This is a genomic window from Stenotrophomonas sp. PS02298 (assembly GCF_029959445.1).
GTDB lineage: Bacteria > Pseudomonadota > Gammaproteobacteria > Xanthomonadales > Xanthomonadaceae > Stenotrophomonas.
The window spans coordinates 63,787-82,964 of the sequence record NZ_JASCOR010000001.1 but is presented as its reverse complement, the minus strand read 5'-3'; the positions used below and the strand labels follow the sequence as shown (position 1 = coordinate 82,964).

The following is a 19,178-nucleotide window of genomic DNA, read 5'->3' as shown; positions in this document are numbered from 1 at the left end:
CTCGCCAATACCATCGGCGCGCGCCTTGGCGCGCACCGCATCGGCAGCCTCGATTACCCGCAACAGCTCGGGGCCGGCGATCAGATACGCCGGCGCCAAAGGCTGGGAAGCTACCTGGCTGGCCAGCTGTTCCGGTCGCAGCTCCATTGCTCAGCCCTGATGCGTCTGCTTGACACAAGAACGCAGCAACTCAGCGCACCTCACCCGCTGCGCCCTCCGCAGGCTTTGGCGCTTTCTGGGCCTTCTCCACATCGGCGCGGACCACACTGTCGATGCGACGCAGGATAGAAGCCGACATTTCACGGCGCAGCTCATCGGCGAGGGTCTCGCGCTCGGTGGTGGTGCCGGTGACGTCCTGCGGCGGCGACACATAGTCGCGCGACAGCTCCACCGCCTGTTCCGGCACGATCACGCTGCCGTCCGGACGCAGGAACGAGAACACCACCGCGTAGCGCAGGCTGTATTCCTGGGCACGGCCTTGGCCGTCGATGGCGATGGGCAGGTCACCCCAGCGTTCGGAACGGACCAGCAAACGGGCAACCCCGGGCTTCTTGCCGGCCATGGCGGGCCTGTCGCCAGCTTCCACCACGGTCGCGCCAGAGGAGCGCAGGCCGCGATTGAGGATCTTGACCAGTTCGCTGTAACGCACCGCTGAATCCACCTGCACCGCCGGCATATCGGCAGGCAGCGCGAGCTTGTTACGCAGATGGAAGCCGCACCCGGTGAGGGTGGCAGCGAGAATCAGGGCAGTCAGGTATCGAGTCATGCACACAGTCTGGAGGAGCCGGCCGGGAGCGGCAACAGGCAGCAAGCCTGCCTGATGCCGTGTGAACTGCACTTGAGATACCCGTTGCGGCTTACGCCGCAACGATATTGACAATCTTGCCCGGCACGATGATGACCTTGCGGATCGTCAGCCCGACCAGGAACTTGGCCGTGTTCGGCTCATCCTTGGCCAGGGCTTCGATCTGTTCGCGCGAGGTATCGGCGGCCACGTCGATGGTGCCACGCAGTTTGCCATTGACCTGCACGGCCAGGGTCAGCGAATCCTTGACCAGCGCAGCCGTGTCCACCTGCGGGAACGGCTGGTCTTCGAGCAAGGTCTGCGCGTGGCCCAACAGCTGCCACATCGCATGACAGGCATGCGGGGTGATCGGGTTCAGCAGCAGCACCGCCGCCTGCAGGGCTTCCTGGCGCACCGCACGGCCCTGCGCGCTGGCATCGTCGAACTTGGCCAGGGTATTGAGCAGTTCCATCACCGCAGCGATGGCGGTATTGAAGGCGTGGCGGCGGCCGTAGTCGTCGCTGACCTTGGCGATGGTTTCATGGGTCTTGCGGCGGATCGCCTTCTGCTCGGCACTCAGTGCAGCGACATCCAGCGCCGGCGCAACGCCGTCGGCAACGTGCTTGTGCACCATCGCCCACAGCCGGCGCAGGAAGCGCGCCATGCCGTCGACGCCGGCCTCGTTCCATTCCAGCGACTGTTCCGGCGGCGCAGCGAACATCGAGAACAGTCGCACGGTGTCAGCGCCGTACTTGGCGACCATGGTCTGTGGGTCGACGCCGTTGTTCTTGGACTTGGACATCTTCTCGACGCCACCAATCACCACCGGCTGACCGTCTTCACGCAGGGTCGCGCCGGTGATGCGGCCGCGCTCGTCGCGCACCGTGTCCACGTCGGCCGGGTTGAACCAATCCTTGGAACCGTCGCTGTTCTGGCGATAGAAGGTTTCGGCGATGACCATGCCCTGGCAGAGCAGGTTCTGCGCCGGCTCGTTGCTATCCACCATGCGTGCATCGCGCATCAGCTTGTGGAAGAAACGGAAATACATCAGGTGCAGGATGGCGTGCTCGATGCCACCGATGTACTGGTCGACCGGCAGCCAATAGTTGCCGCGCTTGTCCACCGCTTCGCGGGCACCTGGCGAGGTGTAGCGGGCGTAGTACCAGCTCGACTCCATGAAGGTATCGAAGGTATCGGTCTCGCGCTCGGCCGCGCCGCCGCAGTCCGGGCAGGTGGTCTTGCGCCATTCCAGGTCGGCCTTGATCGGCGAACCCGTACCGTTGAGCGTCACGTCTTCCGGCAGGATCACCGGCAGCTGGTCTTCCGGCACCGGCACCGCGCCACACTTGTCGCAGTAGATCACCGGGATCGGGCAGCCCCAGTAACGCTGGCGGCTCACGCCCCAGTCGCGCAGGCGGTAATTGACCCGGCGCTGGCCCTGGGCCTTGCGCTCGAAACGCTCGGCCAGTGCCTCGAAGGCGCCCTGGAAATCCAGGCCGTCGAATTCGGCGGAATTGACCAGCTCGGTTTCGCGGGTCTTGTCGCCGTACCAGTCCTGCCAGCGGCTGTCGTCGTAGCTGCGTTCGTCGTCATTCTTCGGCGACTTCAGCGCGATGACCTGCAACTTGGGCAGCTTGTACTTGGTGGCGAACTCGAAATCACGCTGGTCGTGGCCCGGAACGGCCATCACCGCGCCGGTGCCGTAGCCCATCAGCACGAAGTTGGCGACCCAGATCGGCACCTGCTCGCCACTGACCGGATGGATGGCCTTCAGGCCGGTGTCCATGCCGCGCTTTTCCTGGGTTTCCAGTTCGGCCTCGGAGACACCGCCCTGCTTCAGCTCGGCCAGCATGGCGGCCAGCTGTGGGTTGTTCTTTGCGGCATGCACGGCCAGCGGGTGTTCACCGGCAATGGAGACGAAGCTCACGCCCATCACCGTGTCCGGGCGGGTGGTGAACACGCGCAGCGGATCCAGCGCGGCACCATCCACGTCACGCACGTCGAACTGGATTTCCAGGCCTTCGGAGCGGCCGATCCAGTTGCGCTGCATGGTCTTGACCGATTCCGGCCAGCCCGGCAATTCATCCAGGCCGTCCAGCAGTTCCTGGGCGTAATCGGTGATGCGCAGGAACCATTGTGGGATCTCGCGCTTCTCGACCAGTGCGCCGGAACGCCAGCCGCGGCCATCGATGACCTGCTCGTTGGCCAGCACGGTGTTGTCGACCGGGTCCCAGTTCACCACCGAGTTGCGGCGGTAGGCCAGGCCTTTGCGCATCAGGCGGGTGAACATGCGCTGCTCGTGGACGTAATAGTCCGGCGTGCAGGTCGCGAACTCACGCGACCAGTCGATCGCATAGCCCAGCGACTTGAGCTGGCTGCGCATGTGGCCGATGTTGGCGTAGGTCCACTTGGCCGGCGCGGTCTTGTTCTTGATCGCGGCGTTTTCGGCCGGAAGACCGAAAGCATCCCAGCCCATCGGCTGCAGCACGTTATGGCCGGTCATGCGCTTGTAGCGGCTGATGACGTCGCCAATGGTGTAGTTGCGCACGTGGCCCATGTGCAGCGCACCGGACGGGTACGGAAGCATCGACAAGCAGTAGTACTTGGGCTTGTCCGAGGTTTCGTTCACCTCGAATGCTTTCTCGGCCTCCCAGAACTTCTGGGCGGCGGCTTCAACCTGCTGGGGATCGTAGATATTCGGTTCGACGCTGGACATGTCAACGCTGGGCAACGGCAAAGCGGCAAAGGGTACCGCAGTGCATCATTGCACTCCAATCCGGCCACAGGCCAGCATCCAGCAAGGCATGCAGGTCATTGAAATATAGGGGTTTTAAAAAACCGCCAATTTCCAGAGCCAGCGTCAGGCGCGTTGACTGCGCGTGCCCTGCCCCGCCAGCGCGGTGATTGTGCCGCGCTGCTCAGCTGCGCGCCGGTGCCAGCCGGGCCGCGCCCACCAGCCATACCAGCCAACCCAGGAACGCCAAGCGCTGTGCCATTGCCACCGGCATGGCAATCTCGAACAGGAAGGCACTGCAGACGGCCCAAAGCACACAGACCACGGTCAGCGTCGACAAGGACCGCCAGCCTTTGGCCTTGCCCGCCCCAAACCGCAGGGCGATGGCGGCGGCAGTGAACGCCAGCAACCACAGCAACCAGGCGCTGGCGTGGAACTGGCTGGCGCGGTTCTCGATGTCATCCACGTCGAGGGGAAACAGGCCCATCGCGGCAAAGGCGATGGCGGCCAGCAACAGCATCTGTCCACCAACCCGCAGCGGACGCGGCGCAGTAGCCGGCATGCGCAGGATCAGGTCCAGTGCCGCCACCGCAGCCAGCAGGCCCGGCACCACGAAGCCCAGCAGGCTGAAGGCGGTGCCGTTGGGGATGCCTCGCGCGCCGAGCAGCGACACCGGGTGGCGCATCTGGTCATAACCGTGCAGCTGCATGCCGAAACCCACGACTGCCGCCACGAAAACCACTGCCGCCAGTGGACCTGCCCAGACCATTGCATTGTTCCGCTTCAACACAGCACACCTTGTCCCGCTCTGGCCGGGGCACAGCTGCCACGACTACCGGCCGCTATTGTGAGGGCTGCGACCGGTAATGACATCGGTCGCCAATCCCGGCAACCTCGGCTCAAGCACCGGCCACCACGATTTCGACCCGGCGGTTCGGCGCCAGGCAATCCAACAGTGCGGCACCAGCAGCCTCATCGCATTGCACCAGCGGCGCACTGTTGCCGCGCCCCTCTGCGTGGATGGCAGCAGCAGGGATGCCTCGCTGCACCAGGTAGTTGCGCACGCTCTGCGCGCGCCGCCGCGACAAGTCCATGTTGTAGGCATCACTGCCGATGCGATCGGTGTAGCCGATGATGTTCAGCGTCTGCGCCGCGTTGCTGGCACGGAGGTCCTGCACGAATTCATCCAGTTTCGCCCGCCCCACCGCTGACAGGTTGGCGCTGTCAAAGGCGAACAAGGCATCGGCCGATAACCGCAGCGGCGCCACCACCGGTGGTGGCGGAGGCGGTGCCGGCGCAACCGGGGCAGGAGCCGGTTCCAGCAGGGCGGCGCAACTGTCCGGCTTCCAGCGTTGACCGCTGGCTACCCCCTTGGAATCGAAGTTGACCTGGAACTGGCACTGGATCGGCTCGGCTCCTACCGAACGGCGGAAGTTGAATACGTAGTTCCAGTTGCGTACACCCCACAAGCCCTCATTGAACTGTGGCGTGCCCAGCAACTCCTGGACCTGGGATTTGTTCATGCCTGGCGCGTACTGGCGCAGGTTGTCCAGATTCACGTAGGTACCGCCTGCGGGATAGGCGCGAGCCGGGTCCGGGAACTCCTCTCGCACGTTGCCCTTGCCGCAGGCGGTCAGCGTTGCCAGCAAGGCAAGTACGGTCCATTTCCTGTTCATAACGTCCTCGATGTGTAGCCAGGGTTGTATGCCTGCGGGTTCCCGTTGCACCGCTTACCACTGGAAACCAGCACCCACGGTCACCCCGCCATCGCCGCGGGTATTGGCCGAGCCACTGAGCTTGTAGATCCAGCGGCCGCCATCGGTGACCCCGGATACGCCCACCGCCATGCTCGACTCGCCGTGGAACGTACTGGCCGCCATCGACGCCATGCGCTTTCCTGCCTCGGTGGGTTGCGGCAAGCCCGCCATCGCCATCGCCGAAGCGACGCCTGCGGAAGCACGGTCATCGATGCGTTTCATGTCACGGCTTACGTCATTGAAGCGTTGATCGGTGTAGTTCTTCGACCAGTCCATGACCTCCCCCATGCCCTTGTTGAGTTGCGCGACATTGACGGCATCGGTAGGCGCCACGCCGGTACCCACGTTGTGGATGACGGTGCTAGTACCTGGGCGCCCCATCGTCACGCTGCCGTAATTGGTGCTGCCGTCGGTGTTCTGGTCATAGCGTACGGTGCCCTGCTGCGAAGCCTGCAGCTGGCGCACATTCACCGCGTCGGTGGCCTCGGTGCCATCACCTACGTTGGTGATCTGACGCTCGGCGCCGGCGGCACCCACCGACACGGTGTTGGCACGGGTGGCCACCGAGCCTGCGCCCAACGCCACGCTGCCGGCAGCAGACGCATTGGCACCGTTGCCGATGGCAATCGCCTGGTTGCCACTGGCCGTGGCTTGCGGGCCGGCAGCCACACTGTCCTGACCGGTAGCCGAAGCAGCTGCCTTGGTGGAGTTGACGGCGAAGTACTGGTTGCCGGCACCACCGTTCTGGATGTTGTCGATGCGGTTGTTGACGTTGACGATGGAGCCATCCAACGCCGCCAAGGCGTCGGTGACATTGCCCAGCGTCTGCTGGGTACCAACACCGCTACTGTTGATCGAAGTAACGTTGAAGCTGGCTGCGCTCCATTGCCCGGTAGTGCTGTTGTACTGCAGCGTGCCACCGATGGCAGACGCAAGTGCCTGGTTGGTTGTGGCCAGTTGCCCACCGTTGATCGCATCCAGGCTGCCAGTGGCGACATTGCCCGCAGCCACGTTGCCCAGGGCCACCGCCGCACCACTGCCATTGCCGGTCAAACGTACTGCGTTGGTCGGATTTCCGGCACCGTCGGCGATGTATTTCACCGCCAATGGATCGCTACTGCCCGGGACATTACCCGGCAACAGGTTGGTCAGGTTTGCCAACGAGTCGCTGATGGAGGTGAACGCGCTGCCGATGTTTGCGTATGACTGCAGTGAAACCGCCCCCAGCACACCGATGCTGTTGATCTGGTAGCTCGGCGCGCCAAGCACGCCACCGTTGAACGTCGCACCGCCACCCAGATAGGTCGCCATCGAGCCGCCCAGCCCGAACAGTTGCCCCCCGTTGACCGCCTCCATGCTGCCCGCTGCAACCGAGCCGGCCGCAAGATTGGCCAGCACCGTGCCACTGACTGCCTGACCACTGCCCAGCGTCACCTTGCCGTAGTTGACGACACCATTGGCGTCTTCGTCATAGACCACGGCGGCCAAGCCCAGGTCGTCAATCTGGTCCAGTGCACCGCGCAGCTGCTTGACGTTCACCGCATCGGTGTCCTGGCTGCCGGCGGCGACATGGGTGATCTGGCGCTCACGCCCCGCCGAACCCACCGCCACTTCGCCGATGGAGGTCTGGGTAGCAGTCAAACCGAACGCGGTGTAATTGTCCTGGCCACCGCGGGCAGCATTGGACTTGAAGCCCAGCGCCACACTGTTGGCCTTGTCCGAGGTTGCACCGGCACCAAGCAGGGTCTGCGCGTTGGCGGTGCCCTTGGCGCTGTCGCCCACCACCACCGAGTGACCCAGCCGCGCATCGTAGTCAGCCGTCGGCACACCGGTCTTGCCACCCGCGGCATCGATGAACACCTGGTCCGCCGTCTGCGTTGCCAGGCGATGCTCGGCGTTGCTGCCGATCACCACTTCCTTGGAGCCGTTTGCAAACGCGCCGTCACCGATCAGCACCTGGTAGTCCTGCGCTGCAGGCACCGCCCAGCACTTTGCAGTCACCGCTCCCAGCACATTGAGGCAGTCGGAGGCCCAGCCCGGGGCGCCGTCCGGCAACACCAGGCCAAGCAGTCCACCCGGGTCGCCATTGTTGATGTTGGTGATGTAGCTGTCGGAGGTAACCCCTCCGATCAGGGTCAAATGCGAGTTGCCGCCGGTGCTCAAACCACCCAGCCCGTCCAGCAGACTGCCTACCGGGCTCAGGTTGACCACCGGCAAACCCAGTACCGAAACCTCGGAATAGGTCTGCATCACGTTGGTGCTGTTGACCTTCAGGCTACCGCTGTTGATATAGCCATTACCGCCCAGGATGGAGGTAAGCGGCGAATCCACCAACTGGTTCACCGATCCAACCAGACCACCATTGCCGACGATCAAGCCCGACGGCCCTGAGGCCGGTGCCGCCGACGGTGCAGCGGGCACCACCGGATTGCCGGTGAGGCCACCAACAACGTTCGACAACCCGCCGGTCACACCACCGATCACGCCACTCAGGGCGCCGGTCACACCACTCACACCCGACCCGGAGCCGGTGATGCCGCCCAGCGTATTGCCGGTCGCACCGAGCAGCGTGGAGGCGGTGTTGTCGACTGTTTCCAACAGATTCTGCACCGTGCCGGTCACGTCGCCGTTGGCCAGCGCGCCGGTCGTGTCCTGCAGCCCGCCGGTCAGTGTGCCAACCGTGTTGGTGACACCTGTGCCCAGCGTATTCGAGCCGGTCACGCCACCCACCACCGCACCAAGAAGATCGCCTACGCCGTCCAGCACCGGCGCAGTGCCATCAACCACGCCATTCACAACACCCCCCAGGCCCGTTCCCTCGACCAGCCCGCCGGTCACGTCTTCGACGGCCCCCACCGTGCCGGTCACGGCGCCAAGCACCGGATTGCCACCTTGCCCTGCACCTGGCAGCAACAGGTCACCCACACCCGCAACGCCACTGCCAAGTTGGCCGGTAACCGAGGTCACCGTGGTACTGACGTGTGAGGTGAGCGTTTCCACCGCTGCCACCGGCTGGCCTGCCAGCACCTCGCCAGCGACTTCCTTGACCGCGCCCACCGTTGAAGCCAGCGTGCCCTGCAACGGGCTTCCGCCCTGCTGGCCCGGCAGCAGTCCACCGACCAAACCTTCAACGCCGCCGCCCAGGTGCTGGCCAATCGGCGTCAACGTCGCCCCCACATGGGAGGTCAGCGTTTCCACCGCTGCCACCGGCTGGCCTGCCAGCACCTCGCCAGTGACTTCTTTGACCGCGCCGACCGTTGAAGCCAGCGTGCCCTGCAACGGGCTTCCACCCTGCTGGCCCGGCAGCAGTCCACCGACCAAACCTTCAACGCCGCCGGCCAGGTGCTGGCCAATCGGCGTCAACGTCGCCCCCACATGGGAGGTCAGCGTTTCCACCGCTGCCACCGGCTCGCCGGTCAGCACTTCGCCGGTGAGTTCCTTGACCGCGCCAGCCGTTGAAAGCAATGTTCCGTGCAACGGGCTTCCGCCCTCCTCCTTGCCAGGCAGCAGCACCGCAGCGATGCCTTGCAATCCCGTACCGGCTCCGGTCAGTGGGCCAACCGATGCAGTAACTGCAGCATTGGCCGAAGCCGCCAGCGGCTTCACTGCGAGCGCGGCATCCGTTACGACTGACAGGGCTGCAGCAGATGAACCTGCCCCACCATGTGGATGCAGCTTCGGCAGCGAGGCGCGCACACCCACCCGTGCGCGCACCGCGCCTGGCGCAGTGGCAACATGCGGCTTGATCGCGGCTGCCGCCGACACGTCCACCTGCAGCAACGCCGGCAACGTCACCGAGGCGCTGAGCGCAGCACCGGCACCGGCTGTCGGCAGGGTGGTGGTGACAATCTGCTGCGCATCGGTGCTGCTGTACTTGGCGACCAGGTCCTGCAGGTCGCTCAGCTTGACGTCGGTTGCCGATGCGGGCCCGGCCATGGCCAGCGCGATGGCGCTGCCCAGGCCCGCCACGCTCCACGACACCGACGGCGACAACCTTGCCGGACCAGAACGTTTCCCCTGTGCACTGGCCAGCTCGGAACCCACGACGAAGGCGTTGAGTGTGCGGTTCCAGACCAAACGATAGATGCGGTTCATGTGGAGCCTCCGGTTCGACCCTTCCAGGAGCGGACAGGTCTTCGTTCGTGAGGCCAGTACAACGCTTTCAAGTCCGATGGTTTGCCCGCATCCGGCACATCCATACGGCAATTTGGCAAAGCGATACCCGTTAGCGGCACGCTAATGCACGTATTCGGCAACCACTGCGGTTAAGTGATGGGCATCACGCAGCTGCCCGACACCGCTCAGGCCGTGGAGTAAGTGCCGCGCATCAAGGTCTCACTCGGCAACTCGCCAAACACTTTTCGGTAGCTGTCGGCAAAGCGCGACAGATCCCACAGGCCGCAGCTCAGCGCGATTGACTTGACCGACTTGCGGCCTGCATCTGCACTGGAAAGGCTGCGGCACGCCTCGCACAGGCGCAGCATCGACAGATAGCGTACCGGGGAGATCCCTACCAGCTCCTCGAATGCATAACGCAGCGCCCGCTCACTGACGCCTGCGGCGTCGCACAGCTCGTGCATGTAGATATGGCGTCGAAGATTGGCATACATCATGTCCTCGGCGCGGCGGAAAATAAGATAGCGGGCACGTCGGCTGCGGTTGCAGCCAGCGCGCTCGGGCAGGCCATTGGTTACTACTTCCTTGACGTGCGCATCGAGCATCGCATCGATCTCATCGCTACCGACTTCACCCTGGTGTATCCGCTCGTGCAAGCCTTGCTAATAAGCCTGCAGCGGCACGTGCGGGCGGTTGCTCAATACCGGCACGCCAGCCGCTTCTTCCAGAAGACCGCCCAGCCGCTGTGCTGCCGCACGCTCCTGGAAACGTTTGAGCGGAACCAACACAAAGGTCATCCGACTACCCGCGCCCAAGGCAAACTCGGTAACTCCCTCAGGCATTACCGATACGATATTTCCTGACGCCAATGGCACGCCATGGCACCAGCTGGCTTCCGGGTCCACCGCCTGCAGGCATCCCAGCAGACACCAATCCAGCGGCAGCATGAAGCGGCCGCGTGTACGTGCACCGATTTCAAACGTGCACAACAAGGCCTGGTCGTGAACAAAGGAGGTGATTGATGCCGTAGGCGGCTGATCATCAAGCAACACCAGTTCAACGTGGCACACGCGAAGCGTGCCACTGAGCGAGGCCAGATCAAATGACCGCAAACCGTTTCCGCCGACTACCGCATCCATGTGAACGCCTTTGCGCCCCCTGAGTCAGGGACGCGCTTCAGAAGCCCGACCATCCATTGCAGGTAAACGCACAAAACCTGCAATCCCCTGCCGCACAGCCTGAAATCCGCATTACGGAACCGCCAGAAGAGGCGTATTCCTCATCCTCTGCGCCTCGGATACTGACAAAAAAAACTAGCCTTCACGCGGGCTCCGCCATTACCTAATCGCGAAGTCCATCACAGATATGAAAAACAATTCGTTCTTGCCGAATTTGCGCATCCGTGGCCGGGACCGATTGCAATGATGTTTCCGGGCATGCCCTGCATGCCGACAGGGGACAACGGAAGCAAAGGTAGGGAACTGCCGGCACTACCCGGCAACCTGAGCGACCGTCGGCACACTCTTGCCGGTGTCATGTGCATCCCAATGACCTCAATCGGGCAGCAATGCCCATCGCCCGGCTTTCTGTCGGTGCAACACCGACACCGGGTCATCAGGGAGAACATCATGAACGCACAGCTGCGCAGGTTTTTCCGGGAAGAAGACGGTGTCACCGCACTTGAGTATGGGCTGCTGGCAGCCGTGGTGGCGGGCCTGATCATATTCTTCGCACGCGATGGCCTGAGAGTCGTATTCCAGACGGTCCTCACCAAACTTACCGAACTGGTTAGCGGCGCCGGCACTGGCACCGGCACCACCTGAGCCGGGGCTGCGGCCATGACCATCGCCTATCTGACGGCGTTGCTGCTCGGCGCCCAGGTCGCGATCAGCGACCTGATGGCCCGGCGCGTTTCCAACCGGGCACTGCTGGCCGTGTTGGTGTGTGTCGTGGCGATGCAGCTGTTGCAGATTGGCAACCCGCCGTCACTTGCCAGCTGCCTGCTCGGTGGTGTGATCGGGCTGGCCGCATTGCTGCCTTTCTACGCCATCGGCTGGATGGGCGCCGGCGATGTGAAGCTGTTTTCGGTGATCGGGTTCCTGCTCGGCGGCAGCGCGCTGCTACCGATCTGGATCATCGCCAGTCTGGCGGCCGGGGTGCACGCACTTGTCGCCATCAGTTGGCCGAGCGCGGCTTGTTGCGCACCACCGCGCCTGCAGCGGATGGTGCAATCCCTGCAGGGTTCCAGCCTGGTGCTGGATTGGCAGATGGATCTGCGCTCAGCGCGTCGCGGACGCCGTGGCATCCCTTATGCCGCGTACCTCGGCCTGGCGATGATCCTCGTCGTGGCGAATGGAGGTAGTCATGTCTAGGCGGAGAGCTCCCTCGCGAAAGCGTGCGCAAGGCGTGGTGACCATCGAGTTCGCATTGATGATGATGTTCGGCGTCCTGCCGTTGCTGTTCATCACTTTCACCGGCGTGATGATTTTTGCCGCCCAGCAATCACTCGCCCTGGCAGCAGGTGAAGGGGCGCGCGCGTCGCTGCGTTACGGCAGCACCGCCGAACGACGCGACAACGCCTGCCAGGCAGCAGCACGTTCGATGCAATGGTTGTTGAACTACTCCAAGACGGCGGCCGGCTGCAGCAGCGCCGATGCGGCACCGATCGCGGTGTCTCAACCTTATGCCTGCGCCGCCGATAGCAGTGTCAAGTGCATCAAGGTAACCACTTCGTACGACCATGACGCGCACCCCTTCATGCCGGGAACCGGCACGTTGATGGGCTGGACCATGGGCAAGTCATTGAGCAGTACCGCCGTTGTTCAACTGGATCTAGGCGACCGCTAAACGCGGACTCCAAGGGGGAGGAGCTTCAAGATGCCCAAGGCAATACGCATAGCTGCAATCCTGCTGTTGGCCGTCGCAGCACTATTGATGGTGCTGGCCTTTGGAATCGGTCGGCGCGCAACGGCGCCCACCGACGTCAGCAGTGCGACGCCACCAACCAATCCATCCAAGCAGATGGTGGTAGTCGCCAGCAAGGATCTGCCTGCCGGCCAACCGATCACCGGTGCCGACCTCACCATTACCGAAATGGCCTTGCCACCGGCCAACGGCTACAGCGCCATCAGTGCAGTGGAAGGACGCACCCCGGCGAGGAACATTGCCGCCGGCGCGATGGTCACAAGCGAACAATTGCTCCAGGGCATCGCCATTGGCATCAAACCCGGCGAGCGCGCCGTGGCGGTGCCAGTTGACGAGCTTGCCGGGGTCAGCAACCGGGTCGCGCCGGGCGATTACGTCGATGTATTCATGAGCTTGCAGGACCCATCCAGCGCCGGCAGCGGCCAGAACAACACCCAGGCACGACTGCTGCTCTCGCGCCTGCAGGTATTGGGCTACGGCAGCGCCGATGTGGGCCAAGCAAGTGCCAACACCGACGAACAGAACAACGAGATCGGTGCTTCACCACCTGAGCCAGGCAGCCGCGCCGAAACCATTGCGTCCCGCGATGGGCGCCGCGATGGTTCTGCAAACGCTGATGCGGCGCAGGCGCGCAGTGCGATCCTGGCGGTTCCGGTACAGGATGCAGGGCGCCTGTTGCTTGCCGCGCATAGCGGCAAGTTATTCCTGGCGCTGCGTAATCCAGGTGATACAGGTTTGGCCGACGAGTCCATCTTTGCAACGCCGGCTGCGGTGCTTGCGCTGCGCGGCAACCTGGATGAATCAGCAGCCGAAGCCGCTGCGCGCCCGGAAAACCGAGCCTACGCTGGCATCGACCTGAATGCACTGGCCGGTGACAACAACCGCTCCCCCTCCGCCAACGCCGTTGCTTCGGCAGCACCGCAACGACGTCGTGGCGCACGTCCGGCCAGCCGCCAAGCCATCGAGATCATCCGCGGCACGACCCCATCCAACCAGCAGTCTTCGCCATGACCGGGGGAATCCTCTTGCACCAGCGTTCTTCCATCACCGCACCTGCGTTGTTCGTCCTGGCGCTGCTGAGCGTGAGTGGTTTCATGCCACCGTTGGCCCAGACCGCGCACGCACAGGCCAGCAGCAACAGCGTTGTGCTCGAACTCAACGAGCAGCGCCCCTGGAACCTGCCGGCAGGAGTCGAGCGGATCGCCATCGCCGACCCTTCCATTGCCGACATCACCCGCATTGGTCGTAACAGCGAGGCCTTGCTGGTTGGAAAATCCGCCGGCAGCACCACCTTGCTGCTGTGGCTGCAGAAACAGGCAGCACCGACGCGCATCCGTGTTGAAGTTCGCAACGCGGTACAGGGCGGACTGCTGGATGGCAGCGCCAATGGGCTCACCGTGCAGGCCGGCCAAGCCCTGCTCTCGGGCAGTGCGGGCTCCCTGCTTGAGCATGAGGCCCGTCGCAAAGCCGCGGCATCGGCTGTTGGCGAAAAAGGCATGATCAGTGACGCAACCACCATCAGTAGCGGCGGTGTGGTGCAGGTCGAAGTAAAAGTGGTGGAGTTCAACAAGAGCGTGCTGCGCCAGGTCGGCATCAGTTTCAAGAACATCAATGGCGGCTTCAGCTACGGCATCACCTCACCAAGCGGCAGCAATGACGGTGGCGCGCTTTCATCGGCATTCAAGCTGGTAGCCAAATCCATCCCGGGCGCCTGGGATGCGAACATCGATCTCCTGCAGGCCAACGGCATGGCGCGGGTGCTGGCGGAGCCCACGCTGGTGGCGTTGTCCGGCCAGAGTGCGAGCTTTCTTGCAGGCGGCGAACTGCCCATCCTTGAGCCACAAGGGCTTGGTACCACCACGGTGAACTTCAAACCTTTCGGCATCGGCCTGACCGTCACCCCGACCGTGTTGTCGGCAGACCGCATCGCGCTGAAGGTCGCACCGGAAGCCAGTGACCTCGACTACACCCGCGGTATCACCCTGGACGGCACCCAGATACCCGCCATCTCTACCCGTCGCGCCGACACCACGGTGGAACTGGGCGACGGCGAGAGCTTCGTCATCGGTGGCCTGGTCAGCAGCCAGCTGTCCTCGAACGTCAACAAGATCCCGCTGCTCGGCGACATCCCGGTGATTGGCTCGTTCTTCCGCAACCTCAGCTACAAGCGCGAGGACAAGGAGCTCGTGATCGTGGTGACACCGCGACTGGTCAAGCCACTGGCACGCGGCACCGAAATTCCGCTGCCTGGCCAACACGAAGCACAACCCAAACTTCCGGTCTGGGGCGCATGGTTGCTGCACCCGGCCAGCCCTGACCAACTCCCTGGCTTCTCACGCTGAAGTGTCCCCATGCCCCCGGTGATGCCCTTGCCCCAGACCCAGAGCCATCCCGAATTGAATCTGCTGCTGTACGCACCGGACAACCGCCACATGGCGCGCCTGGGTGCGGTATTGGCGGGGCAGGCCAATCTGCGCTGGGTCGATAGTCGCGAAACCAATCCGCGCCAGCTGCTGGATGCAGCAGCAGGCTCGGCATTCGTGTTGCTCGATTACTGCGGCGGCAATGCCGCCTACTCCACCGACCTCGCCCGCCAGCTGCACGCGCTGCCCGGCTGCCCTGCGATGATCGGATTGGGTACCACCGGCCCGGAGCAGGCTGCACACCTGTTGGCGGCAATGCGCGCAGGGGTTTGCGATTTTGTCGATATCGACAACAGCACGGCCCAGATGCTCGAGGTTTTCGAACATGTTGGCGCGGCCCCAAGCCCGATGCGTGCTGCGGCGACACCGGAGCTACGCCCGGACGGTCGCCTGATCGTGTTGTTGGGGGTCCGCCCAGGCGTGGGCACCAGCACCTTGGCCACCCATCTCGGCGTGAGCCTGGCCGAACAGAACCCTGTCTCGCCTGATGTCGCCGCCGTGCAGGGTTGGTTGCTGCTGATCGACCTGGGCCAACCCGCTGCCGATGCCGCGCTCTACCTGGGCATGGAAAGCCATTTCAGCTATGAAGAGTCACTACGCAGCGTCGAGCGGATGGACCGTACCTTCGTCGGCACCGCCTTCGCCCACCATGCCAGCGGCATGGCCCTGCTCGGCATTGCCAGCGGCAGCCTGCTGAAAAAGCATGAACCCATTTCCCTGCTCGATCGTCTGCGCAGCGTCTTCCCACTGAGCCTGTGCGATGTCGGTGGCCTACCGGTGCAACTGCTGCCCACCACCCTGCTCAAGAGTGCGTCCGAGGTCTGGCTGGTCACCGACCAGGCAATTGGGTCACTGGTATCGCTGGACCAGACCATGCGCGAGCTCGAAAGCCGCGGCCTGCGCGACGACCGCCTGCAGCTGATCGTCAACCGCTTCGATGCCAACGGCGGGCTGGCCGACACCCAGATCGCACAGCGCTTCAACCTGCCACTGTTGGCCACCCTTCCGGACCGTTCACGGGTACTGCGCTCCAACGCAGGGCTGGGCCGCTTGCTCACCGATGCAGCTCCACGCGACCCCTATCTCAAGGCACTGCAGCCGCTGTTGCAGCGCCTGGACCGGCGTCGACTGGCAACGCCACCAACCACCGCACCGGCATCACCGCTGGCCCGTCTCGCCAATCTGCTGGGTAGATAACAATGGAAGACAAAGTCACCCCCTTGTCCCCGCGCATCGCCGCAGCAGCACTGTCAGTGGAACCAGTTCCGAACGTGCCGTTCGAACAGACTGAGCAGTTCCAGACCGTGCTGTCGGCGGCACACGAATATCTGTTGAACCATGTCGAGGACCAGCGCGTCGACATCGATTCCTGGTCGCCGGAAACCATCGGCAAGTTCGTGCGCACGCAGACCGCCGCGTTCGTCAAGGAGTGGAAGATCCCGGTCAACGCGCACGAGATGGAAGCCGTAGCCAGCGCCCTGCAGAAGGAGCTGACAGGCTTTGGACCGCTCGACGATCTGCTGCATGACCCGGAGATCGAAGACATCCTGATCAACGGTTACAAGGACGTACATGTGTCTGCCGGCGGCATATTGCGCCGCTCTACCCAGCGTTTCGGTGATGACCGCCACCTGCTGCGCATCCTGCGCCGCATCATCGCGCCACTCGGCCGCCGCCTGGACGACTCCAACCCCATGGTCGACGCGCGATTGCCCAATGGCGGCCGCCTCAACGCCATCATTTCGCCGTTGGCCGTTGACGGGCCGATGGTGTCCATCCGCAAGTTCCGCAAGGATCCATTCACCCCTGATGAGTTGCTGGGGCGCGGCGCCTTCGACAAGCCGATGTACGCCCTGCTCAACGCGATGGTGCGTGGCCGCTGCAACATCCTGATCTCCGGCGGCACCAGCTCCGGCAAGACCTCCCTGCTCAATGCGCTGGCGACCTTCATCCCGCACAACGAGCGCGTCATCACCGTCGAGGACACCGCTGAGCTGGCCCTCAATCACCCGCATGTGGTGCGACTGGAATCACGCATGGGCGGGTTTGATGGCAGTGGCGCGGTCAGCATCCGCGAACTGGTACGCAACAGCCTGCGCATGCGTCCGGACCGCATCGTGGTCGGCGAAGTGCGTGGCGCCGAGGTGCTGGAAATGCTGCAGGCGATGAATACCGGCCACGACGGCTCCATGGCTACCGTGCATGCCAACAACGCCCGCGACTGCCTGTATCGACTGGAAATGCTGGCAGGTTTTGCCGGCTTCCAGGGCAGCGAAGACAGCCTGCGTCGGCAGATTGCCGGTGCCATCGACTTCATCGTGCAGATCTCGCGCCTGGGCAGCGGCCGCCGGGTGATCGTCTCCATCACCGAGATCACTGGCGTCAGCGACAACGTCATCACCAGCCAGGAGCTGTTCAAGCATGAGACCTGGATCGACCAGGAAAGCCGCGAACGCGATCGCTGGATAGGCCTGGGTTTCCATCCGCACTGCCACAAGCTCGAACCTTTCCGGCAGGAACTGCGCGAGGCCAACATGGGGAGCTTTCCTTCATGATGCTGCCCCTGCTGCTCGGAAGCTTTGCAGTGCTGTTGGTGGCACTGGCCATGGGCCTGTGGTGGGGCGTCGCTACCCGCGTGCAGCAGCGCGCTGCCGCCAGCCACGCCGACACCCGTCTCTCGCAGCCTGATCCACAACGCGCCGCCGATGACGCCCGCAACAGCCGTCCACCCAGCAGACGCTGGGCCGAGCTGCTGCGTCGGGCAGGGTTGAAAGACTCGGTGCGCACGTTGATCCTGATCGCGTTGCCCGGCATCGTCGTCACCATCGGCGCTGGCCTGCGCCTGGGCAGCGCCTGGTTTGGCCTGTTCGTACTGGCGCTGTATCTGTTGGCCGTGGCGCTGTGGCTGTACCGGCGCATCGACAAGATCCAGCAGCGGCTGGTCGCGCAGATGCCCGACTTCCTGGAAAACATGGTGCGCATCGCCGGCATCGGCAACAGCTTGTCGATGGCCTTCCAGAGCGCCACCCAGAATGTCGATCCGCCACTGCGCCCCATCCTTGACAACGCACTGACCTATACCCGCGCAGGCATGGACCTGGATCGCGCCCTGCAACACGCCGCGCAGGCCTATCGCCTGCGCCCGCTGGAAATGCTGGCGGTGATCCTCGGTACCAGCATCCGCATCGGCGGCCGCAGCGACCAGATCCTGCAACGCATGAGTGACTTCATGCGCGATCTGGAAGAAGTCCAGCGCGAACTGCAGGCAACCACCTCCGAGACCCGCATGTCTGCCTGGGTACTTGCGCTGCTGCCAGTCGGCGCCGCCTTGTCGATGGCCTTGATGAGCCCGGATTTCTTCCAGCCCATGTTCCAGGAACCGCTCGGCAAGAAAATCCTGTTGATCGCGGTGCTGCTTGAACTGTTTGGCGGCTTCCTGCTGTACCGGCTGGCCAAGTCGCTATGACGCCGTCCATCCCCCCTCACCTCCGCCGGAGAGCCGCATGAACCAGCTGTACGCCATCGCCATGATGCTGGTCGTGCTGGCCCTGGTACTGGCTGCGGCCGGCCTGCTCTACCGCGGGCGCCGCAGCCAACAGGCGGGCGCGGCATTACAGACCGCGCTGGACACGGCCCAGCACCTGGAACACGACAAGGCGCCGAAAGCCGGTTGGTGGCGGCAGCGCCTGTGTGACCTTGCCGCCGTCGGCCAGCACTTCGACGGTAGCCGCGTGCAGAAAGCGCTGCTTGCACCCGAGGACAAGCTGCTGTTGGAACAGGTTGGCTGGAACCACAACACAGGCACCGCCGCCTTCCTTGCCACCCGCCTGCTGCTTGCCTTGCTGATGCCATTCATCGCCGTGCTGTTGTTGCGGCCGCATGGCGGCGACATGGTCATCATCGTGCTGGTCGGCTTTGCGCTTGGCATTCTGTTGCCGAAGCTGCTGCTGCGCAGCTGGGCCGCTCGCCTGCGCAGGAAAGTGGATGAAGAATTGCCCTTGCTGATCGACCTGCTGCGCCTGCTGCAAGGTGTTGGCTTCAGCATCGACCAAAGCCTGCAGATGGTAGGCGAGAAGCTGCACATCGCCATCCCGGTACTGGGCCACGAACTGCAGATCGCCAATGCCAGCTACAGCCGCGGACGCAGTCGCGCGCAATCGCTGCGACGGCTATCCGAGTCCTTCGACAACGACGACCTGCGCAGCCTCATGCAGATGATATTGCAGGTGCACCAACACGGCGGCGCCGTGCAGGAACCGCTCAAGCAGTTCGGCATGCGCCTGCGCGAACAGCGTAGGATGAAGATGAAGGAAAAGGTCGGCAAGCTCTCGGTGAAGATGACCGTGGTGATGATGATCACCTTGCTGCCGGCGCTGATGCTGGTGCTTGCCGGGCCGGCCATCATTTCGCTGGCTGCCGCAATCAAGGGAATGTGATGG

Annotated in this window: 16 protein-coding genes and 1 pseudogene; 9 read left to right on the top strand and 8 right to left on the bottom strand. The window is 63.8% G+C overall.

Features of this window, described 5'->3' with window-relative positions; all coding sequences use genetic code 11:
• The 8 genes and pseudogenes from QMX78_RS00390 to QMX78_RS00355 all read right to left on the bottom strand — a co-directional run.
• Positions 1-147: pseudogene (locus QMX78_RS00390) on the bottom strand (DNA polymerase III subunit delta); the annotation flags it as partial.
• Positions 148-190: 43 nt separating this feature from the next.
• The gene (gene lptE / locus QMX78_RS00385) at positions 191-766 is read right to left on the bottom strand and encodes an LPS assembly lipoprotein LptE (RefSeq protein WP_282265492.1); all 576 of its coding nucleotides are present in this window, start codon (positions 764-766) and stop codon (positions 191-193) included.
• A gap of 91 nt (positions 767-857) precedes the next feature.
• Complete coding sequence (gene leuS / locus QMX78_RS00380; protein WP_282265490.1) at positions 858-3,500, bottom strand: leucine--tRNA ligase; 2,643 nt, start codon at positions 3,498-3,500, stop codon at positions 858-860.
• Positions 3,501-3,702: 202 nt separating this feature from the next.
• Positions 3,703-4,308, bottom strand: coding sequence for a DUF998 domain-containing protein (locus tag QMX78_RS00375; RefSeq protein ID WP_343239134.1), 606 nt, complete (start codon positions 4,306-4,308; stop codon positions 3,703-3,705).
• Positions 4,309-4,417: 109 nt separating this feature from the next.
• A complete protein-coding gene (locus tag QMX78_RS00370; protein ID WP_282265486.1) occupies positions 4,418-5,194 on the bottom strand; it encodes an OmpA family protein in 777 nt (258 codons plus the stop codon).
• Positions 5,195-5,248: 54 nt separating this feature from the next.
• A complete protein-coding gene (locus tag QMX78_RS00365) occupies positions 5,249-9,370 on the bottom strand; it encodes an ESPR-type extended signal peptide-containing protein (protein ID WP_282265484.1) in 4,122 nt (1,373 codons plus the stop codon).
• 206 nt (positions 9,371-9,576) lie between these two features.
• The gene (locus QMX78_RS00360; protein ID WP_282265482.1) at positions 9,577-10,047 is read right to left on the bottom strand and encodes a helix-turn-helix domain-containing protein; all 471 of its coding nucleotides are present in this window, start codon (positions 10,045-10,047) and stop codon (positions 9,577-9,579) included.
• 6 nt (positions 10,048-10,053) lie between these two features.
• On the bottom strand, positions 10,054-10,530 hold the full coding sequence (locus QMX78_RS00355) for a hypothetical protein (protein ID WP_282265480.1): 477 nt from the start codon (positions 10,528-10,530) through the stop codon (positions 10,054-10,056).
• A 489-nt stretch (positions 10,531-11,019) separates the two neighbouring features.
• Between QMX78_RS00355 and QMX78_RS00350 the strand changes: the two genes are divergently transcribed.
• The 9 genes from QMX78_RS00350 to QMX78_RS00310 all read left to right on the top strand — a co-directional run bounded on the left by QMX78_RS00350 (position 11,020) and on the right by QMX78_RS00310 (position 19,175).
• On the top strand, positions 11,020-11,214 hold the full coding sequence (locus tag QMX78_RS00350; protein ID WP_282265478.1) for a Flp family type IVb pilin: 195 nt from the start codon (positions 11,020-11,022) through the stop codon (positions 11,212-11,214).
• Positions 11,215-11,229: 15 nt separating this feature from the next.
• Positions 11,230-11,763: a prepilin peptidase gene (locus tag QMX78_RS00345; RefSeq protein WP_282265476.1), complete on the top strand. Its 534-nt coding sequence runs from the start codon at positions 11,230-11,232 to the stop codon at positions 11,761-11,763.
• Positions 11,756-12,238 (top strand): TadE/TadG family type IV pilus assembly protein, encoded by a 483-nt coding sequence (locus tag QMX78_RS00340; protein ID WP_282265475.1) that lies wholly within the window; start codon positions 11,756-11,758, stop codon positions 12,236-12,238. The genes QMX78_RS00345 and QMX78_RS00340 overlap by 8 nt, the downstream gene beginning before the upstream one ends.
• Before the next feature lie 30 nt (positions 12,239-12,268).
• A complete protein-coding gene (gene cpaB / locus QMX78_RS00335) occupies positions 12,269-13,327 on the top strand; it encodes a Flp pilus assembly protein CpaB (RefSeq protein WP_282265473.1) in 1,059 nt (352 codons plus the stop codon).
• Between the two features lie 83 nt (positions 13,328-13,410).
• Complete coding sequence (locus QMX78_RS00330) at positions 13,411-14,658, top strand: type II and III secretion system protein family protein (RefSeq protein WP_282265496.1); 1,248 nt, start codon at positions 13,411-13,413, stop codon at positions 14,656-14,658.
• A gap of 27 nt (positions 14,659-14,685) precedes the next feature.
• The gene (locus tag QMX78_RS00325; protein ID WP_282265471.1) at positions 14,686-15,936 is read left to right on the top strand and encodes a fimbrial protein; all 1,251 of its coding nucleotides are present in this window, start codon (positions 14,686-14,688) and stop codon (positions 15,934-15,936) included.
• Between the two features lie 2 nt (positions 15,937-15,938).
• Positions 15,939-17,294: a CpaF family protein gene (locus QMX78_RS00320; RefSeq protein WP_282265469.1), complete on the top strand. Its 1,356-nt coding sequence runs from the start codon at positions 15,939-15,941 to the stop codon at positions 17,292-17,294.
• Positions 17,291-18,205, top strand: coding sequence for a type II secretion system F family protein (locus QMX78_RS00315; RefSeq protein WP_282265467.1), 915 nt, complete (start codon positions 17,291-17,293; stop codon positions 18,203-18,205). Before QMX78_RS00320 ends, QMX78_RS00315 begins: the two co-directional genes overlap by 4 nt.
• A 37-nt stretch (positions 18,206-18,242) precedes the next feature.
• A complete protein-coding gene (locus QMX78_RS00310) occupies positions 18,243-19,175 on the top strand; it encodes a type II secretion system F family protein (protein ID WP_282265465.1) in 933 nt (310 codons plus the stop codon).
• Positions 19,176-19,178: the final 3 nt, after the last annotated feature.